Here is a 17,574-nt window from a genome sequence, read left to right on the forward strand (position 1 = left end):
TGATCTTGACGCACCTGCGACGCACGACCATGCAAGAGGCCCTTCCTGGATCTCTCCAGAAAGGGCCTCTGACCAGCTAGTCGGGGTGGCGGGATTTGAACCCACGACCTCTTCGTCCCGAACGAAGCGCGCTGCCAAGCTGCGCTACACCCCGGTGCACGCCGTTTTGCTCGTGCTTCAGAAAGTCTAGCGGACTTCGCGCGTGCTTGCGTCACCTCTGGGGCGGGGCACCAGGGTCAGCAGGCTGGCCTCGGGGAAACAGGAGAAACGCACGGGGGAGAAGGGGCTGGTGCCCAGTCCCGCCGAGACGTGGAGGAAGGCGGACTCGTGCCTGCTCAGCCCCTTGACCCGGGCCCTGTCGATGCCGCAGTTGGTGACCAGGGCGCCGTAGAACGGCACGCAGACCTGGCCGCCGTGGGTGTGGCCCGCGAGCAGCAGCTGGTAGCCGTCGTCGGCGAAGCGGGACATGTTGCGGGGCTCGGGGGAGTGCATCACGCCAAGACGGAGATCGGCCTCCGCCGGGGCGGGTCCGGCGATCTCGTCGTAGCGGTCGAGGTTGATGTGGGAGTCGTTGATGCCGCCGACGGCCACGTCGAGGTCACCGACCTTGAGACGGGCGGTGGTGTTGTTCATGTTCAGCCAGCCCTCGTCGGACATGGCGGTGCCCAGTTCCTCCCAGGGCAGGGAGGGGATCTTCCTGCCGTGGTCGCCCTTCGAGGTACGCCACAGGTAGCGCACGGGGTTCTTGAAGATCGGCGCGTACATGTCGTTGGAGCCGTAGACGAACAGGCCTGGGCGTGACAGCAGTGGTTCGAGGGCGTGCATGAGGGGGCCGACGGCGTCGGGGTGCGCGATGGAGTCGCCGGTGTTGACCACCAGGTCGGGCTTGAGGGTGCCCAGCGAGCGGACCCAGTTGATGAGCATCCGCCTGCCAGGGGTGAGGTGCAGGTCGGACAGGTGCAGGACACGCACGGGCCGCTGGCCGGGTTCGAGAACGGGCACGTCGAAACGCCGCAGGCGGAAGGTGTTGCGCTCGACGACCGAGGCGTAGGCGAGGCCGGTCAGGCCGAGACCGATCAGGGACAGGGGCACCGCGGCTGCTTTCCTCACCTTCTCATCATGCCCGACGAACGACCCCCCGCAGGAAACCTGCGATACAACGAGGCGGTTAAGACGGCAAGATGGACCGCATGAGCGCATTGAAGGACAAGTTGAAGGCCGACCTCACGGCCTCCATGAAGAGCAGGGATGAGGTCCGCACCCGTACGATCCGCATGGCCCTGGCGGCCGTGAACGTCGAGGAGGTCTCGGGCAAGGCCGCCCGCGAGCTCTCCGACGAGGAGATCGTCAAGGTGCTGACCAAGGAGGCCAAGAAGCGCCGTGAGGCGGCGGAGGCGTTCAGCGGCGCCGGCCGTACCGAGCAGGCCCAGGCCGAGGTGGACGAGCAGGCCGTCCTTGAGGAGTACCTCCCCGCCCAGCTGTCCGACGAGGAGCTCGCGGCGCTGGTCGAGGAGGCCGTCACGGAGAGCGGGGCCTCGGGGCCGCAGGCCATGGGGCAGGTCATGAAGGTCCTGACCCCCAAGGTCGCGGGCCGGGCCGAGGGCGGCAGGGTCGCGCAGGCCGTACGGAGCCGTCTGGCGCGCTGAGAGCACGGGCCGGGAGCACGCGCTGGGAGCGCGGGCTGAAGAGCACGGGCTGAGAGCACGCGCTGAGCGTCGGCCCTGTACGGGAGTCGTCCCGGTGGGCGGTGCCCACCCCGTACAGAGCCGTCGGCGGGCCTGGGGGCGTCGCCAGTACGGAAGCTGTACGGCGGGCTTGGAAGTCCACGACATGGCCGGAGCCCCTCCCCGATCGGGGAGGGGCTCCGGCCATGTGCGGGCCGCTCAGCGGCCGATGGGACGGTTGGAGTCGCCCTTCTTGTTCTTGCCCCGGCCGCCGAACCAGCCGCCGTTGCCGTCGTTCTCGATGGTGCCGTTGTCGTCGGGGCGGTCGCCGCCGCCACGGCCCCGGTCGGGGCCGCCGTCACCGGGCTTGTCCGGCTTCGGCGGCGGCTTGGGGGCGCACCTGGTGCAACCGCCGAAGCGGTCCTTGTCCACCGCGGTGAAGGGTGTCGGGTCGACGCCCTTCAGCGCGTCGATCATGGAGTACTTCCAGATCCGTCCCGAGATCGTGGCGCCGTACACGTAGGGGTAGTAGGTGCCGCCGATGGTCACCCCGGTCAGGTCGTGCTGGAAGGCGCCGCGCGGGTCGCCGAGGCTGACGGAGGAGGCGAGGTCGGGGGTGAACCCGGCGAACCAGGCGGCGGTGTAGCCGTCGGTGGTGCCGGTCTTGCCGGCCGCGGGACGACCGATGCCGCCGTACTGGCTCATCGTGCCCTTGGTGAACACCCCGGACATGATGTGCGCGGCGGCGTCGGCGACCTTCTCGTCCAGGACCTGCTGGCACTTCGGCTTGTACTGCGTGGCCTTGTTGTTGCGGTCACGGATCTCGGTGATGGCCATCGGCTTGCAGTAGGCGCCGCGCGCGGCGATGCCCGCGTAGGCCGCGGCGACCGTCACCGGGTCCATCTCGTTGACGCCGAGGGTGAAGGTCTCGACCTCCTTGAGCTTGTCTCCGTCGGCCCGCTTGATGCCGAGGCTCTTGGCGGTCTTGACCACGTCGCAGAGGCCGACCTCCTCCTCAAGACGCATGAAGAAGGTGTTGACCGAGTTCCGGGTGCCGGTGAGCAGCGTGTTGAAGCCGCCCTCGCCCTCGCTGGAGTTCTGCACGGTGTGGCTGGGGATGCCGACCGGGTTGCCCTTGCAGTCGCGGAAGGAGCCATAGCCTGAGGCGCTGTAACCGGCGCCGGTGCTGAAACCGTCGTTGATCTTGAAGCCCTTGTTCAGCGCCGTGAGCAGGGTGAAGACCTTGAACGTCGAACCCGCCTGGAACCCGGTGCCGCCACCGTGCTGGCTGTCGCCCGCCAGGTTGTAGCTCATCTGGTTCTTCTTCTTGTTGCGCCCGAAGTCGCGGCTGGCGGCCATCGCCTTGATGGCGCCGGTGCCGGGCACGACCATCGCCTGCGCGGCGACCGGCTTGTCGCTGGCCTTGACGAACTTCCTGATGGCCTTCTCGGACGCGGACTGCATCTTCGGGTCGAGCGTCGTCTTGATCGTCAGACCGCCCCGCTGGAGCAGCCTCTTGCGCTCCTCGGGGGTCTTGCCGAAGGACTCGTCGTTGAGCAGCTCGTTCTGGGCGTAGAGGCAGAAGTAGGGGTAGGAGCTCACGTCGCAGCCGCCGGGGACCGGGGTGTCCTTGAAGCCCAGCTTCTTGGCCTTGGCCTCCGCGGCCTCCTGCGTCGTGATCTTGCCGAGCTCGGCCATCCGGTTCAGGACGATGTTGCGCCGTTCGAGCAGCCGCTCACGGCTCGCCTTGCCCACGTTCGGGTCGGTCCTGTTGGGATTCTGCACGGCCCCGGCCAGCGTCGCCGCCTCGACGAGGTTCAGCTTGGAGGCGTCCTTGCCGAAGAAACGCTTGGCCGCGGCCTGGATGCCGTGGGCTCCGGCACCGAAGTAGGCGATGTTGAGGTAGCGCTCAAGGATCTCCGACTTGGTGTACTTCTCCTCGATGGCCAGCGCGTAGCGAAGCTCGTTCAGCTTGCGTTCGAGGGTCTGCTCGATCGCGGCGTTCTGCTCCTCGGGAGTCTCGGCCGCGTTGAGCAGCACGAGCTTGACGTACTGCTGGGTGATCGAGGAACCACCCTGGACGCTGCCCCCGCTGAAGTTCTTCATGGCCGCGCGAAGTGTGCCCTCGGGGTCGATCGCGCCGTGCTCGTAGAACCGGAAGTCCTCGATCGCGACGATCGCGGTCTTCATGATGTCGGAGACCTCGTCGAGCTTCACCGACTCGCGGTTCTCGTAGTAGAACTGGGCGAACTGCTTGCCGTTCGCGTCGAGCAGGGTGGTCTTCTCCGCGAGCGGAGGTTCCTTCAGCTCCTCGGGGAGCAGGTGCAACTCCTCCGTGGCCGACTTGACCGTCAGCCCCGCCCCGCCGACCGCGGGGAACGCCACGGCGGCGACCAGCACGCCAGTGACGGTGGCCGCGGCGAGCAACCGCACCACGTTGCCCATGCCACGGAGCACTGACCTGTGAGCTTTGCCTTGAGCTTGCACGACACCAAGGGTACGTCGGACGGATAGCCCAAACGGTAACGGAACACCACTTCGCTGTGCCTCACTCCCGTATCGGACGCAGGTGACTAGTCATTACCGGCCAGATGGCCGCCGATGACCATGCGGGAAATTGGTCCCGCCGGGGTCTGTCGGCCCGAACGTCTGATTGCGTACGTTCTCCTTCTGCGGCAACTGAATACGGAGGCTCGACGCCCGCGCCCGTCGGCCCCAAGTCACGACTGACCACCTAAGGGGAGTGGGGTCGAATGTGGATCACGGATTGGACCTCCCGTGCGGCCTGTAAGGGTGCGGATCCTGACGCGCTTTTCGTTCAGGGCGCTGCCCAGAACCGGGCGAAGCTGATCTGCCGGGGATGCCCGGTCCGGACCGAGTGCCTCGCCGATGCGCTGGACAATCGCATCGAGTTCGGGGTGTGGGGCGGGATGACCGAGCGCGAACGCCGGGCGTTGCTACGCCGGCGACCGGACGTCGACTCCTGGCGTGACCTGCTGGAGTTGGCCAAGGAGGAGTACGAGCGGACGAACGAGCTGATCGCCGGCTGAGTTCGCGCAGATCCCGTACGGCTGGCGCACCGCGCCGGCCGTACCCGCGCGTCCGCGGGACGTCGGTTCCCGGAGACGGGATGCCAGGTTCCCGAAGACCGCGGGGTGTCAGGCTCTCGGAGGCCCGAAAGAGGCCTCCGAGAGCCTGAGAACCCTCGCTACTGGGCCGTCAGCAGTTCACCGACCCTGCGCAGGCCCGCCAGGTCGTGCACGTCCTGCGACATCGCCGGGACCCGGGCCACGGGCACCGTGGGATGCGCCGACAGGAAGTGCTCCTGTTCACGGTCCTCACGCGCGGCCAGTTGCATCCGGCCCGCGTGCAGGCGCAGGACGGCGGCGGTGAGGTCGTGTTCGCCCCGCGTCTCCAGATCCTCGGCCGCGGCGGTGCTGCGCGCGGCCGACAGCACGGCGGCGGGCGCCCGGTGCACCCGGTTCACCACCAGACCGGCCAGCGGCATGCGCTCCTCGGCCAGCCGCTCCACGAAGTAGGAGGCCTCCCGCATGGCGTCGCGCTCCGGCGCGGCCACCACGACGAAGGCCGTCCCCGGGGCCTGTAGGAGCTTGTAGGTCTGCTCGGCCCTGGCCCTGAAGCCGCCGAAGACGGCGTCGAGGGCCGAGACGAACGTCTGCAGGTCCTTGAGCACCTGCGCGCCAAGCAGCTTGGTCAGGGCGCCCGCCACGATGCCGAACCCGGCGTTGAGCAGCTTGAACGCGCTGCGCCCGCCCGCCTTCGCGGGAGCCATGAGCAGCCTGATGAGCCTGCCGTCGAGGAAGCGGCCGAGCCGTTCCGGGGCGTCGAGGAAGTCGAGCGCCGAGCGCGACGGCGGGGTGTCGACGATGATCAGGTCCCAGTCGCCGGAGCGGCGGAGCTGCCCGAGCTTCTCCATCGCCATGTACTCCTGGGTGCCGGAGAAACTCGACGAGAGAGACTGGTAGAAGGGGTTCGTCAGGATCTGCCGGGCCCGTTCCGGGTCGGCGTGCGCCTCGATGATCTCGTCGAAGGTGCGCTTCATGTCGAGCATCATGGCGTGCAGCCTGCCCTCGCCCTTCACCCCGGCGACGGGCCGCGGGGTGTTGTCGAGCTCGGTCAGGCCCATGGACTGGGCCAGCCGCCTGGCGGGGTCGACGGTGAGCACGACGGCGGATCGGCCGCGTTCGGCGGCGCGCAGCCCGAGCGCCGCGGCTGTCGTGGTCTTGCCGACGCCGCCGGAGCCGCAGCAGACCACGATCCTGGTGCCCGGGTCGTCGATGATCGCGTCGAGGTCGAGGACCGGGACCGCCCTGAGCCTGCCGGACCGCTCGTTCATGCCGCTCCCTGCGCGTGGATCGACTCGGCCAGTTCGTAGAGTCCCGCCAGGTCGACCCCGTCGGACAGCAGCGGCAGCTCGTAGCGGGGCCTGCCCGAGGTGTCCAGCGAGCGCCGTTCACGGCGTTCGAGCCTGGTGCGGTGGGCGTGCTCGGCGATCTCCTCGGCCAGGGCGTCGGCCACCGCGGCGGCGTCCGCGCCGCCCTCGGCGAGCCCGGCGGCCTTCAGCCCGAGCGCCAGTTCGGCCGGGTCGAAGCGGCCCTTGGCCGCGGCGTCGAGGACCGAGGCGGGCAGCAGCGACTCCCTGACCATGTTCGTGAAGATCCCTCCGGGCGGCAGGCCCGCCTCCCGCAGCTCGTCGAGCCCGTCCAGGGTCTCCTGGACCGGCATCTCCTCAAGAAGTGTGACGAAGTGCACCGCGGTCTCCGGCGAGGAGACGACGCCGTTGACCAGGTCGGCGTGGTTCTTGATCGGCCCGACCCTCGCGAGCCCGGCGACCTCGCTGGTGACGTTGAGGAAGCGGGCGACCCGCCCCGTCGGCGGGGCGTCGAGCACGACGGCGTCGTAGATCCGCCTGCCGTCCTTGCCCTTGCGCCGTACGGCCTCGGTGGTCTTGCCGGTGACCAGGACGTCGCGGAAACCGGGGGCGATGGTGGTCGCGAAGTCGACGACGCCCATCTTGGTGAGAGCCTTGCCCGCCCTGCGCATCCCGTAGAACATCTCCAGGTAGTCGAGCATGGCCTCCTCGGGGTCGATGGCCAGCGCGTGCACGTCACCGCCTCCCGGCGCGACGGCGATCTTCCGCTCCTCGTACGGCAGCGGCGGCAGGTCGAAGACCTGTGCGATTCCCTGACGGCCCTCGACCTCGACCAGCAGGACCCTGCGCCCGCCCGAGGCGAGCGCGAGGGCGAGGGCGGCGGCGACGGTGGTCTTGCCGGTCCCGCCCTTACCGGTGACGACATGGAGGCGTACGCCGTCCCAGTCGGTGTCACGAGCTCTCACGCTTCGAAGGCTACCCAACGGCCCCCTGCCGATTCGCCCGGACCGTCCACCCACGAATATGCCGATTCTCACTGGCGATCCATCCGAAAAGGGACACGGACGTGGTGGGAGCCGGTGGACGGCCGTCCACCGGGGCGGCTGTCGCTAATGTGTCCCCCATGACGCAATGGGAGTACTCGACGGTGCCGCTGCTGGTGCACGCGACCAAGCAGATCCTCGACAACTGGGGCCAGGACGGCTGGGAGCTCGTCCAGGTCGTGCCGGGGCCCAACCCCGAGCAGCTTGTCGCCTACCTGAAGCGGCCGAAGCAGTGACGCCGGAGGAGCGGCTGAGCGAGCTCGGTCTGACGCTGCCCAAGGTCGTCGCGCCGCTGGCGGCCTACGTCCCCGCGGTCCGCTCGGGAAACCACGTCTACACCTCGGGCCAGCTCCCGGTGGTGGACGGCAAGCTTCTGGCGACCGGCAAGGTCGGCGCCGAGGTGAGCCCGGAGGACGCCTACCAGCTCGCCAGGACCTGCGCGCTCAACGCCCTGGCCGCTGTCGGGTCGGTGGTCGGCGACCTGTCGAACATCGTCAGGATCGTCAAGGTCGTCGGCTTCGTGGCCAGCGACCCGGCCTTCTCCGGCCAGCCGCAGGTGGTCAACGGCGCCAGTGAGCTGCTCGCCGAGATCCTCGGGGACGCGGGCAAGCACGCCCGCAGCGCGGTCGGCGTCGCCGTACTGCCGCTGGACGCCCCGGTCGAGGTCGAACTGGTCGCCGAGGTCGTCTGACCGGGTGACGGGGCGGAAGCCGTACCGGATGACAGGGCCGAAACCGGAGGGATCTGATGGGCGGGATTCCGCTCCGCGGTGAGCTGGGCGAGCGGGCACGGGACATCCTGGCCGGGCGGGCCGAGCCCGTCCCGGCCCGGGACGCCGCGACCGTGGTCCTCCTGCGCGAGGACCCACGCCAGGGCGTCGAGGTCTACCTGCTGAGACGTACGGCGAGCATGGCCTTCGCCGCGGGCGCCTGCGTCTTCCCCGGCGGTTCCGTCGATCCCCGGGACGCCGACCAGGCGCTCGCCTGGGCCGGTCCGCCGCCCGCCGAGTGGGCGCGGGCCTTCCGCACGTCGGAGGGCACCGCGCGCGGCCTGGTGTGCGCGGCGGTCAGGGAGACGTTCGAGGAGTCGGGCGTGCTGCTCGCCGGTCCCTCGGCGCGGGAGGTGGTGGCCGACACCACCGGGGACGACTGGGAGACCGACCGGCTCGCCCTGATCGACAGGAGTCTGCCCTTCACCGACTTCCTGGCCAGGCGGTCCCTGGTGCTGCGCGCCGACCTGCTGCGCCCCTGGGGGCACTGGATCACCCCCGTGGCCGAGCCGAGGCGCTTCGACACCCGCTTCTTCGTCGCCGCGCTCCCGCCGGGCCAGCGCACCCGCGACGTCGGCGGCGAGGCCGACAAGGTCATCTGGGTACGGCCGGCCGACGCGCTGGACCAGGCGCGGCGGGGGCTGATCAGGCTGATGCCCCCGACCTACCGCACGCTGCGGGAGGTCTCCGCGCACCCGGCCGTGGCCGGCGTCCTGGCGGCCGAACGTGAGATCGTGAGCTACATGCCCGGTATCGCCGAGGTCGACGGGGAGATGCGGATCGTGCTCGACGACGACTACGGACCCGGTGTGGGATGAGCGGGCTGCGGATCCCCCTGGACGGCCCCGACGGGTCGGGAACCGCCAACGCGTTCGCGATCCTGGCCCCCAACCCCTCCGCGATGACCCTGGAGGGCACCAACACCTGGGTGGTCGGCGTCGGGGAGGAGGCACTCGTCGTCGATCCCGGCCCCGAGGACGAGGCCCATCTGCGGCGGGTCGCCGCCCACCTCGGGGAGCGCCGGGTGCGGGCGGTCCTGCTGACCCACGGTCACGACGACCACAGCGGCGGTGCCAGGAGGTTCGCCGAGCTGGTCGGAGCCCCGGTCAGGGCCCTCGACCCCCGGCACCGTCTCGGCACGGAGGGGCTCGGCGACGGAGACGTGATCACGGTCGGCGACCTCGAACTGCACGTCGTCGGCACTCCGGGCCACTCGTTCGACTCGCTGTGCTTCTGGCTGCCGCAGGACGGGGCCGTGCTCACCGGGGACACCGTGCTGGGCAGGGGGACGACCGTGATCGCCCCGGACGGGGACCTCGGAGACTATCTGCGCTCCCTCGACCATCTGCGGGCGACGGTCGAGAAGGTCGGGGCGCGGGCGCTGCTGCCGGGACACGGCCCGGTGCTGCCCGACCCGGTCGGCGCGCTCGACGGCTACGTCGCGCACCGCAGGCGGCGGCTCGACCAGATCAGGCGGGCCAGGCGGCAGGGGGCGACGACGGCGAGGGAGATCGTCGAGGTCGTCTACGCGGAGGTCGACAGGTCGCTGTGGCCGGCCGCGGAGATGTCGGTCCGCGCCCAGCTCTCCTATCTGGACGGCCTCGGCGAGTGAGGGTCAGCGCGAGCGGTTGTGCAGGCGCTCCAGGTCCATGATGACCACGGCCTTGGCCTCGATGCGCAGCCAGCCGCGCTGGGCGAAGTCGGCCAGGGCCTTGTTCACGGTCTCGCGGGAGGCGCCGACCAGCTGGGCCAGCTCCTCCTGGGTGAGGTCGTGGTGGACCCGGACACCGTCGTCGATCCGCTGCCCGAAGCGCTCGGCCAGGTCGAGCAGGGCCTTGGCGACCCGGCCGGGGACGTCGGTGAAGACCAGGTCGGCCAGCACGTCGTTGGTACGGCGCAGCCGCTGGGCCAGGGCGCGCAGCAGGTGCAGGGCGACCTCGGGGCGGCCGGTCAGCCACGGGCGCAGGTCGTCGTGGCCCAGACCGGCGAGGCGGACGTCGGTCAGCGCCGTCGCCGAGGCCGTACGGGGCCGGGGGTCGAACAGCGAGAGCTCGCCGAACATCTCACCGGGGCCGAGCACGCTGAGCAGGTTCTCCCGCCCGTCGGGGGCGGTCCTGGACAGCTTGATCTTGCCTTCGAGGACCACGTAGAGGCGGTCTCCGGTCTCGTTCTCGCTGAAGAGGGTCTGTCCCTTGGACAGCTCGACCTCCGAGACACTCGTACGCAGCGCGGCGGCGCCCTCACGGTCGAGCGCCGAGAACAGAGGCGCCTTGGCCAGCACGTCGTCGGTGTTCACAGTGCCTCCTGTTTCACGGCTCACGCAGTTATTGTGACCTATCACACCGAGTCGTTCTCAAGGGGCCCGGCGTGAAGGCCGCCGGGACTCCACGGCGGTGGTTCCGCTGGGTTGGACCCGGCTCGCGGTGGTCCGCCGTGTTCGACGGCTGGATCACGCTCATCCGGAAATCTACCCATATAGATGGGCGAACCCGACGTCGGTCCCTCCTCCCGCGTCCCCGACCGTCTCTCAGACCCCGCACCCGCGGGCACGGGGTCCCCTAACAGAGGCGTTGTCAGTCGTCGGCCGCGCCGCGCAGCTCCCACGCGCCGCGTCTGCGCAGGACCAGCAGGTAGTAGGCGGCGAAGACGATCCCGATGCCGACGGTGATGAGGAGGCTCGGCCGCCCGACCTCGGGGTCGAGGAGGTTGCGGTAGGCGACGTACCCGATGGCCAGCAGGGCGAGCACCGGCGCCACCGGGAACCACGGCATCCGGTAGGCGGCGTGCGAGGTCGAGCCGTTGCGGCGCCCGGTGAGGGTCGCGACGCACAGCGCCGCGTAGATCGCGATGATCGTGGTCGCGGTCACGACCAGCAGGAACCGTTCGTCGGCGTAGCAGAACCCGGCGCCGATGAGCCCGGCCCCGATGGTGGCGATCCACGGGCTGCCGAAGCGGGGGTGGATCGAGGCCAGCGCCCTGCTGACCGGGGACGGCCAGGTGGTGTCCCGGCCGGTGCTGAAGATCATGCGGGCGGTGACGAGGATGATCGCCAGGACCGCGTTGAAGATGGCCAGGGCGACGGCGAGGCTGAGGACGTTGTTCAGCGTCGTCCCGGCGCGGGCGGTGATGAAGTACTCCATCATGTTGTCCGCGCCGAAGAGACCGGGGAGCGAGGGCGCGCCCATGAGCACCGCGGTCACCGGGATCAGCTCGGCGGCGACGGTGATGCCCAGGGCCCACAGGACCGTCTTGGCGATGCCCCGGTGGGCGTCCTGGGTCTCCTCGCCCAGATAGACGGCGGCGCCGTAGCCGTTGTAGGCGAACAGGGCCACGGCGGTGGCGGCGCCGATCACCCCGGCCGAGGCCGCGACGACCGTGCCGTCCTGGCCCGCGGCCACCGGGTGCAGCACCAGGTCGGCCAGGGAGCGCTCGGGGTTGAGGAAGCCCAGCGCGCTCACCACGACCAGGGCGAGCATCTCGATGGCCAGGAAGACACCGGTCACCCAGGCGTTGAGCTTGATGTCGAACACGGCGAGCACGGTGGCGACGACCGTGGTCACGGCCGCGACGGTCGGGGCGTGCAGGCCGGGGAAGATGACCGCCAGGTAGGTGCCGACGCCGAGCGCGATCACCGCGATGATCAGCAGCTGGGTGACCATGAACAGGCCGAGCACCACGAAACCGGGCAGCCGCCCGAAGGTACGGGCCACGATCGCGTACTCGCCGCCGCTGAGCGGGTAGGCCGAGCCGAGTTCGGCGTAGACGAAGGCCATGAAGATCCCCACGACACCCGCGACCAGGAAGGCCGTGAAGGCTCCCGAGCCCGCCTGGCCGATGACACCCGGGGCGATGATGAACACCGAGGACGCCGGCGAGATCGCCGACAGGGTGATGAACAGGGTGCCCAGCAGTTTCAGGCCCCGGTGCAGGTGGGGGTGGGAGCCGGTCGGGGCGGGTGGCGGTGTGGGGGTGGACGGGCTCGTGTCGTGGGGGGTCACGGCGCCTCCTCAGGCGTGGTTCTTTGAACATGCATCAAAGAACTCTGTGAGATGTACGTCAATACACCTCCGTGTAAAAGCTCCGTGTCACCTTCCCCGGTTGCGTTCTTTGACCGATGTCTAGAGAATCACCGGCATGGCACGACCCAGCCGAGCACACGAGAAGCGCGCCGAGCTCGTCGCCGCCGCCCGCCGGGCGGTGCTGCGGCACGGCGTCGTCGACCTGCGTCTGCGGGACGTCGCCGAGCAGGCGGACATGTCGGCGGGATCGGTCCTGTACTACTTCCCGGCGCTGACCGACCTGCTGAAGGAGGTGCAGCACGAGGCGGTCGAGCGTTTCTGCGTCGAGCGGGAACGGGCGGCCTCCGAGGAACCCGACCCCAGACGCAGGCTGCTCGGCATGATCCGCGCGGGCCTGCCGGCCGGCAGCGACGACGAACTGTGCGTCCTGCTGTACGAGCTGGGCACCTACGCCCGCAGGGACCCCGCCTACTCCGCCCAGCACATCCGCCTGTGCGAACGGCAGGTCACCCTGTACGCCTCCATCCTGGAGGCCGGGGCCGCGACGGGGGTCTTCACGCTGACCCGTGACGCCGTCACCCTCGCCCGCAACCTCGTCATGCTTGAGGACGGCCTCGGCCTGCACGTCACGCAGGCCGTACCCACCCTCGACGCCGGGCAGGCCGAGCGCCTGCTGCTGACCTACGCCGCCGACGTCACCGGCTGCGACCTGGAGAACCTGGAAGGACCTGAAGAACGATGACACGGGCGCGCGAACTCGGCCTGCCGCTGCCGGGCCGTACGGGGCCGGACAACGCGATCACCGACGTTCCCGGGGTCGAGGTCGGCCACACCACGCTGATCGAGGGGGAGTCGGTCCGCACCGGCGTGACCGCGCTGCTGCCACGCGGGCGCGCGGACTTCGAGGTGCCGTGCGCGGCGGGGTGGTTCTCGCTCAACGGCAACGGCGAGATGACGGGCACCTCCTGGCTCAGCGAGACCGGCTCCCTTCGGCTGCCCGTGCTCATCACCAACACCCACGCCGTCGGCACCTGCCACCGCGGGGTCATCGACTGGGTGGCCCGTGAGAAGCCCGAGGTCGCCGCCGAGTGGCTGCTGCCCGTGGTCGCCGAGACCTGGGACGGCTACCTCAACGACATCAACGGCCCCCACGTACGGCCCGAGCACGCCGTGGCCGCCATCGACGCGGCCCGCCCGGGACCGGTCGCCGAGGGCTCGGTCGGCGGCGGCACCGGGATGAACTGCTACGGCTTCAAGGGCGGCAACGGCACCTCCTCCCGGCTGGTCGACTACGGGGCCGACACCTACACGGTCGGGGCGTTCCTCCAGGCCAACTTCGGCGCCCGCAAGGAGCTGACCGTCTGCGGCGTGCCCGTCGGCAGGTCGCTCACGGACGACGACCCCATGGACGGGCACGACTCCCCGGCGGGGGCGGGCTCCGTCATCGTCGTCGTCGCCACGGACGCGCCGCTGCTGCCGCTGCAGTGCACCGCGCTGGCCCGCAGGGTCCCGCTGGGCCTCGCCCGTACCGGGACCACCGGCTCGCACTTCTCCGGAGACATCTTCCTGGCCTTCTCGACCGGCAACCCCGGCGCGCTGACCTCGGGCTTCCCCGGGGAGGAACCGGTCTACGAGAGCATGCGGTTCATCCCGTGGAGCCGGCTCGACGTCTTCTACGAGGCCGTCGTCGAGGCCGTCGAGGAGGCCGTGCTCAACGCCCTCCTGGGCGCCGAGACCATGATCGGCCGTGAGGGTCGCCGCTCACCCGCCATCCCCGTCGCCCGGCTTCTCGACCTGCTCGGCACCCAGGTGTCGTCCGCGAACCGCGTGGAGTGAGGGCCGGTAGGCTCCTGCCCATGCCGGGTGACAGACAACGTGACGGATCGCGCAACCACGGTGCCCGCGCGGGCCGGGGCACGCGTCCGGCGAGCGGCGCCGTGGGGGTGCACAGCCGCGGCGACCGGTTCCAGACGTGGCAGGCGTTGCTGACCAACCGGAACAAGCGGCAGAAGCTCGGCGAGTTCCTCATCCACGGGGTCCGCCCGATCACGCTCGCGGTCGAGCACGGCTGGCCGCTGCGCTGTCTGCTCTACCCACACGGTCAGCACCTGTCGGCGTGGGCGGAGGGCCTCATCCGTGACAGCGGGGTCCGTTCGGTGCCGGTGGCCCCGGAACTGCTGCTCGAACTCGGAGAACGAGAGTCGGCGGCGCCGGAGCTCGTGGCCGTCGGCGCGCTGCGGCCGGACGACCTGGGACGCCTGCCCCAGGGGCACGACCTGCTGGGAGTTGCCTTCGACCGTCCGACGAGCCCGGGCAACATCGGGACGCTGACCCGTTCAGCGGACGCGTTCGGCGCCTCGGGGATGATCATCACCGGCCACGCCGCGGACGTCTACGACCCGAAGACCGTGCGCGCCAGCACAGGATCGATCTTCAGGCTGCCGGTGGTCAGGGCTCCCGGCGTCAACGAGGTGCTCGAATGGGTGGAGTCCCTGCGCGGGCGGGGCACCCCGGTCAAGATCGTCGGGACCGACGAGACCGGCGGGACCTCCGTACAGGACTGTGACCTGACGGGCCCGGTCCTGCTGGTGGTGGGCAACGAGACCGTCGGGATGAGCGCCCGCTGGCGCGAGGCCTGCGACGAGATCGTCAGGATTCCGATCGGGGGTGCCGCCAGCTCACTCAACGCGGCCTCCGCGGGGACCCTGATGCTCTACGAGGCCGCCCGGCAGCGCGGGTTCCCCGCGGCCAGGGACTGACGTGAGACCGCCTGTGCTCTCAGCGGAAAAGGCGTCGGCGAAGGAGGCGGCGGGGTGACGGGCTACCGTCATGTGGTCGCCAAGGACGACTACACGGATCTCGCGAGCGGCACCGTCCTGCGCTCGGCCCCGGGGTTCCCGGCCTTTCCCGTCAGGTTGGTCTCGGAGATCTTCCTTCGCGCCCTGGAGCTGCGCGGCGGTGACGCCCCGGCGGTGATCTGGGACCCCTGCTGCGGGAGCGGCTATCTGCTCACCGTTCTCGGGCTGCTGCACCGGCGTGAGGTCTCCTCGCTGGTCGCCTCGGACGTCGCGGAGAACGCGCTGGTGCTCGCCCGGGAGAACCTGGCCCTGGTCGATCCTGAGGCCATGGAACGCCGGGCGAGGGTGCTTGAGGAGCGAGCCGGACGCTTCGGCAAGCCCGGCTACCTGGACGCGGCGGCGAGCGCGCGCCGCCTGGGCGGACGGCTCACCAGGCAGGGTGGGGCGCTGCCCACCACGGTCAGCCGGGCGGACGTGTTCCGGCCGGCCGAGCTCGCTGCCGTCGTCTCCACGGCCGCGCCCGACATCGTGATCACCGACGTCCCCTACGAGGAGCAGACCAGCTGGATCGGCGGCACCGGGGTGCCGGAGATGCTGGGCTCCCTGGCCTCCGTCCTCGGCGGCGGATCGGTCATCGCGGTCACGGCCAAGGGGCGCCGGGTCCCGGTCGGGGACGTCGCGCGCCCACGGGTCTCCTTCCGTGTCGGCAACCGCTCAACCGTGCTCCTGAAGGCGGCCGACCTCTCCGCCGGTTAACGGGAATCTCCGAGGCCGCAGGGCCGGACACCACCTACGCTTGAGGCCATGGCGACGCAGTTGACCCCTGGGCAGAGGACGAGACGATTCAAGAACGAGACCCGGCTCGGCCTGGTGCGCAGGGCCCGGCGGATGGACCGGGTGCTCATGGAGACCTACCCCGACGCCCACTGTGAGCTCGACTTCAACAGCCCGTTCGAGCTCCTGATCGCCACGGTCATGTCGGCGCAGACGACCGACGTCCGCGTGAACATGGTGACGCCCACGCTCTTCGCGAAGTATCCGACCCCCGAGGACCTCGCGGCGGCCGACCCGGAGGACGTCGAGGAGATCATCAAGTCCACCGGGTTCTTCCGGGCCAAGACGAAGTCGATCATCGGACTGTCGATCGCGCTGCGCGACGAATTCGGCGGCGAGGTGCCCAGGACCCTCGAACAGATGGTCACCCTGCCCGGTGTGGGCCGCAAAACGGCCAACGTGGTCCTCGGGAACGCGCGTGACCCCAAGACGGGAGAACCGTTCGGGGTGACGGGCCTGACCGTGGACACCCACTTCCAGCGGCTCGTGCGGCGCTTCGGATGGACCGAGGAGACCGACCCCGTCAAGATCGAGCACATCGTCGGCGAGCTCATCCCGAAGCGGGAGTGGACGATGGCCTCCCACCGCCTGATCTGGCACGGCCGCCGCGTCTGCCACGCCCGCAAACCCGCCTGCGGCGCCTGTCCCCTGGTCGCCCTCTGCCCCTCGTACGGCACCGGCCCGACCGACCCCGTCGAGGCCGCGAAACTGGTCCGTTCCGGCCCTCTTCCCTGACATGACCGGATCGTCGGGAAGCACGAGGCCGTACGGCGTGTTGCAGAGACCGGAACAGACCGGAGGTGTGCCCGTGGAAGTGCCCGGCTGGTTGGAGACGCTCGCCGAACGGGTCGCGAGGAAACCGGTTCCCCTGGCCATGCGCCCGCCGGAGACCGGCGGCCGTCACGCCGCGGTGCTCATGCTGTTCGGTGAGGGGCCGCTCGGCCCCGACGTGCTCCTGATCCAGCGCAGCTCACGCGGGCGCAGACACGCGGGACAGCCCGCCTTCCCCGGCGGCGGGATCGACCCGGACGACGGCGGTCCGGTCGCCGCGGCGCTGCGTGAGGCCCGCGAGGAGACCGGGCTCGACCCGGCGGGCGTCCACGTCGTCGGCACCATGCCCGAGCTGTACATCTGGCGCAGCGACAACCGGGTCACCCCCGTCGTCGGCTGGTGGCACACCCCCTCCGTGGTGCACGCGGCCTCGCCGAACGAGGTCGAGTCGGTGGAACGGGTCCCGCTGTCCGAACTGACCGACCCGGCCAACCGCGTCACCCTGCGTCACCCGAGCGGCTTCGCCGGCCCGGCCTTCCGGGTCCGCGGGCTGCTGGTGTGGGGCTTCACCGCCGGGGTGCTCGACGGGGTGCTCGCCGGCTCCGCCTTCGAACGCCCCTGGGACAGGTCACGGGTCGAGGACATGCCTCCCGACGTCGTCAACCTCGCCGCCCGCTGACCCCTCCCAGCCGCCCCCCTCGATCTCACGCCCGGTGGACAGGGCCAGCCCGAGACGCGCCCACTCGGCCACGTCCTCGCAGGGGTCCCCGGTCAACCGTTCGAGTACGGCCAGGCCCGCCGGGTCCGGCGGAGCACCGATGATCTTCGGGAGCGCGTGGGCGACGCCGTACCTGACCCTGGAGTCCTCGTGCTCGCTCAGCGTGACCACCGAGGGCAGCGCGCGGCCGTCCTGTAGGTGACCGAAGGCGATCAGCACCGAGTAGAGCACCATGCAGTCGTCCTCGGCGGCGGCCAGGAAGCGCAGAACCGGCAGACTTCGGTCGACGAACGGCAATCTGCCGAGGATGTCCACCCCGAGCATCCGCTCGGTGGCCGTGTTGCCCGCGCACAGTCGTCTGGCCGCGGTGAAGGTCTCCAGATCGCCCCGTTCGTGCAGCATGGCGATGGCTTTCCAGCGGATCGTGCCGTCCTGGTCCCTGTCCCGCAGCGCGGTCTCGATGAGCGTTTCCACAGCCGGCGACCCCCCGATCGTTGCCATACGGCCCACGATAACGGCCGGGACCTCCGGCAAGGGGTGCACGCGCGGGCCAAGGGCTGGATAC

At 70.4% G+C, this 17,574-nt stretch carries 19 protein-coding genes and 1 tRNA gene; 12 read left to right on the forward strand and 8 right to left on the reverse strand.

What is annotated here, in order from left to right; translation table 11 throughout:
* Nucleotides 1-80: 80 nt before the first annotated feature.
* Both ACFOYY_RS32840 and ACFOYY_RS32845 read right to left on the reverse strand, forming a co-directional pair.
* Nucleotides 81-154: transfer RNA gene (locus ACFOYY_RS32840), tRNA-Pro, on the reverse strand.
* Between the two features lie 32 nt (nucleotides 155-186).
* On the reverse strand, nucleotides 187-1,110 hold the full coding sequence (locus ACFOYY_RS32845) for a metallophosphoesterase (RefSeq protein ID WP_352011024.1): 924 nt from the start codon (nucleotides 1,108-1,110) through the stop codon (nucleotides 187-189).
* 80 nt (nucleotides 1,111-1,190) lie between these two features.
* Here ACFOYY_RS32845 and ACFOYY_RS32850 point away from each other — a divergent pair, with 80 nt between their 5' ends.
* Entirely contained in the window at nucleotides 1,191-1,646 is a 456-nt protein-coding gene (locus tag ACFOYY_RS32850) for a GatB/YqeY domain-containing protein (RefSeq protein ID WP_352011023.1), read from the forward strand.
* A gap of 237 nt (nucleotides 1,647-1,883) precedes the next feature.
* Here the strand turns inward: ACFOYY_RS32850 and ACFOYY_RS32855 are convergent, their stop codons facing one another.
* Entirely contained in the window at nucleotides 1,884-4,109 is a 2,226-nt protein-coding gene (locus tag ACFOYY_RS32855; protein ID WP_362912420.1) for a transglycosylase domain-containing protein, read from the reverse strand.
* A 308-nt stretch (nucleotides 4,110-4,417) separates the two neighbouring features.
* On the opposite strand from ACFOYY_RS32855, the gene ACFOYY_RS32860 reads away from it, so the two are divergent.
* Nucleotides 4,418-4,714, forward strand: a complete 297-nt coding sequence (locus ACFOYY_RS32860; RefSeq protein WP_012887233.1) for a WhiB family transcriptional regulator — start codon at nucleotides 4,418-4,420, stop codon at nucleotides 4,712-4,714.
* Between the two features lie 158 nt (nucleotides 4,715-4,872).
* Here the strand turns inward: ACFOYY_RS32860 and ACFOYY_RS32865 are convergent, their stop codons facing one another.
* Nucleotides 4,873-6,021 (reverse strand): ArsA family ATPase, encoded by a 1,149-nt coding sequence (locus ACFOYY_RS32865; RefSeq protein ID WP_352011021.1) that lies wholly within the window; start codon nucleotides 6,019-6,021, stop codon nucleotides 4,873-4,875.
* The gene (locus tag ACFOYY_RS32870; RefSeq protein WP_362777905.1) at nucleotides 6,018-7,022 is read right to left on the reverse strand and encodes an ArsA-related P-loop ATPase; all 1,005 of its coding nucleotides are present in this window, start codon (nucleotides 7,020-7,022) and stop codon (nucleotides 6,018-6,020) included. The genes ACFOYY_RS32865 and ACFOYY_RS32870 overlap by 4 nt, the downstream gene beginning before the upstream one ends.
* Nucleotides 7,023-7,180: 158 nt before the next feature.
* Between ACFOYY_RS32870 and ACFOYY_RS32875 the strand changes: the two genes are divergently transcribed.
* Genes ACFOYY_RS32875 through ACFOYY_RS32890 form a run of 4 tightly spaced genes read left to right on the forward strand, consistent with a single transcriptional unit; the run spans nucleotide 7,181 to nucleotide 9,481 of the window.
* Nucleotides 7,181-7,336: a DUF4177 domain-containing protein gene (locus ACFOYY_RS32875; RefSeq protein ID WP_221460272.1), complete on the forward strand. Its 156-nt coding sequence runs from the start codon at nucleotides 7,181-7,183 to the stop codon at nucleotides 7,334-7,336.
* Nucleotides 7,333-7,791, forward strand: coding sequence for a RidA family protein (locus ACFOYY_RS32880; RefSeq protein ID WP_362777909.1), 459 nt, complete (start codon nucleotides 7,333-7,335; stop codon nucleotides 7,789-7,791). Before ACFOYY_RS32875 ends, ACFOYY_RS32880 begins: the two co-directional genes overlap by 4 nt.
* 56 nt (nucleotides 7,792-7,847) lie before the next feature.
* Entirely contained in the window at nucleotides 7,848-8,687 is an 840-nt protein-coding gene (locus ACFOYY_RS32885; protein WP_386194993.1) for an NUDIX hydrolase, read from the forward strand.
* Entirely contained in the window at nucleotides 8,684-9,481 is a 798-nt protein-coding gene (locus tag ACFOYY_RS32890) for an MBL fold metallo-hydrolase (protein ID WP_386194994.1), read from the forward strand. Before ACFOYY_RS32885 ends, ACFOYY_RS32890 begins: the two co-directional genes overlap by 4 nt.
* Nucleotides 9,482-9,484: 3 nt before the next feature.
* On the opposite strand, the gene ACFOYY_RS32895 is transcribed toward ACFOYY_RS32890, so the two are convergent.
* Nucleotides 9,485-10,165 carry a Crp/Fnr family transcriptional regulator gene (locus tag ACFOYY_RS32895; protein WP_086567499.1) on the reverse strand — a complete coding sequence of 227 codons (681 nt, stop codon included), beginning with the start codon at nucleotides 10,163-10,165 and terminating at the stop codon, nucleotides 9,485-9,487.
* Nucleotides 10,166-10,442: 277 nt separating this feature from the next.
* A complete protein-coding gene (locus ACFOYY_RS32900; protein WP_352011016.1) occupies nucleotides 10,443-11,867 on the reverse strand; it encodes an APC family permease in 1,425 nt (474 codons plus the stop codon).
* Nucleotides 11,868-12,003: 136 nt separating this feature from the next.
* Here ACFOYY_RS32900 and ACFOYY_RS32905 point away from each other — a divergent pair, with 136 nt between their 5' ends.
* The 6 genes from ACFOYY_RS32905 to ACFOYY_RS32930 all read left to right on the forward strand — a co-directional run bounded on the left by ACFOYY_RS32905 (nucleotide 12,004) and on the right by ACFOYY_RS32930 (nucleotide 16,970).
* Nucleotides 12,004-12,630: a TetR/AcrR family transcriptional regulator gene (locus tag ACFOYY_RS32905; protein WP_352011015.1), complete on the forward strand. Its 627-nt coding sequence runs from the start codon at nucleotides 12,004-12,006 to the stop codon at nucleotides 12,628-12,630.
* On the forward strand, nucleotides 12,627-13,724 hold the full coding sequence (locus ACFOYY_RS32910; RefSeq protein WP_362912428.1) for a DmpA family aminopeptidase: 1,098 nt from the start codon (nucleotides 12,627-12,629) through the stop codon (nucleotides 13,722-13,724). Before ACFOYY_RS32905 ends, ACFOYY_RS32910 begins: the two co-directional genes overlap by 4 nt.
* A 20-nt stretch (nucleotides 13,725-13,744) precedes the next feature.
* Nucleotides 13,745-14,647 (forward strand): TrmH family RNA methyltransferase, encoded by a 903-nt coding sequence (locus ACFOYY_RS32915; RefSeq protein ID WP_386194997.1) that lies wholly within the window; start codon nucleotides 13,745-13,747, stop codon nucleotides 14,645-14,647.
* 54 nt (nucleotides 14,648-14,701) lie between these two features.
* On the forward strand, nucleotides 14,702-15,442 hold the full coding sequence (locus ACFOYY_RS32920; protein WP_386194998.1) for an rRNA methyltransferase: 741 nt from the start codon (nucleotides 14,702-14,704) through the stop codon (nucleotides 15,440-15,442).
* Nucleotides 15,443-15,490: 48 nt separating this feature from the next.
* Nucleotides 15,491-16,255, forward strand: coding sequence for an endonuclease III (nth, locus tag ACFOYY_RS32925; RefSeq protein ID WP_352011011.1), 765 nt, complete (start codon nucleotides 15,491-15,493; stop codon nucleotides 16,253-16,255).
* Between the two features lie 73 nt (nucleotides 16,256-16,328).
* Nucleotides 16,329-16,970, forward strand: a complete 642-nt coding sequence (locus ACFOYY_RS32930; protein WP_352011010.1) for an NUDIX hydrolase — start codon at nucleotides 16,329-16,331, stop codon at nucleotides 16,968-16,970.
* Here the strand turns inward: ACFOYY_RS32930 and ACFOYY_RS32935 are convergent.
* The gene (locus tag ACFOYY_RS32935; protein ID WP_352011009.1) at nucleotides 16,920-17,510 is read right to left on the reverse strand and encodes a HEAT repeat domain-containing protein; all 591 of its coding nucleotides are present in this window, start codon (nucleotides 17,508-17,510) and stop codon (nucleotides 16,920-16,922) included. The two genes, ACFOYY_RS32930 and ACFOYY_RS32935, sit on opposite strands and share 51 nt — an antisense overlap.
* Between the last annotated feature and the right edge of the window lie 64 nt (nucleotides 17,511-17,574).

It is taken from the genome of Streptosporangium jomthongense, from assembly GCF_042650425.1.
GTDB lineage: Bacteria > Actinomycetota > Actinomycetes > Streptosporangiales > Streptosporangiaceae > Streptosporangium.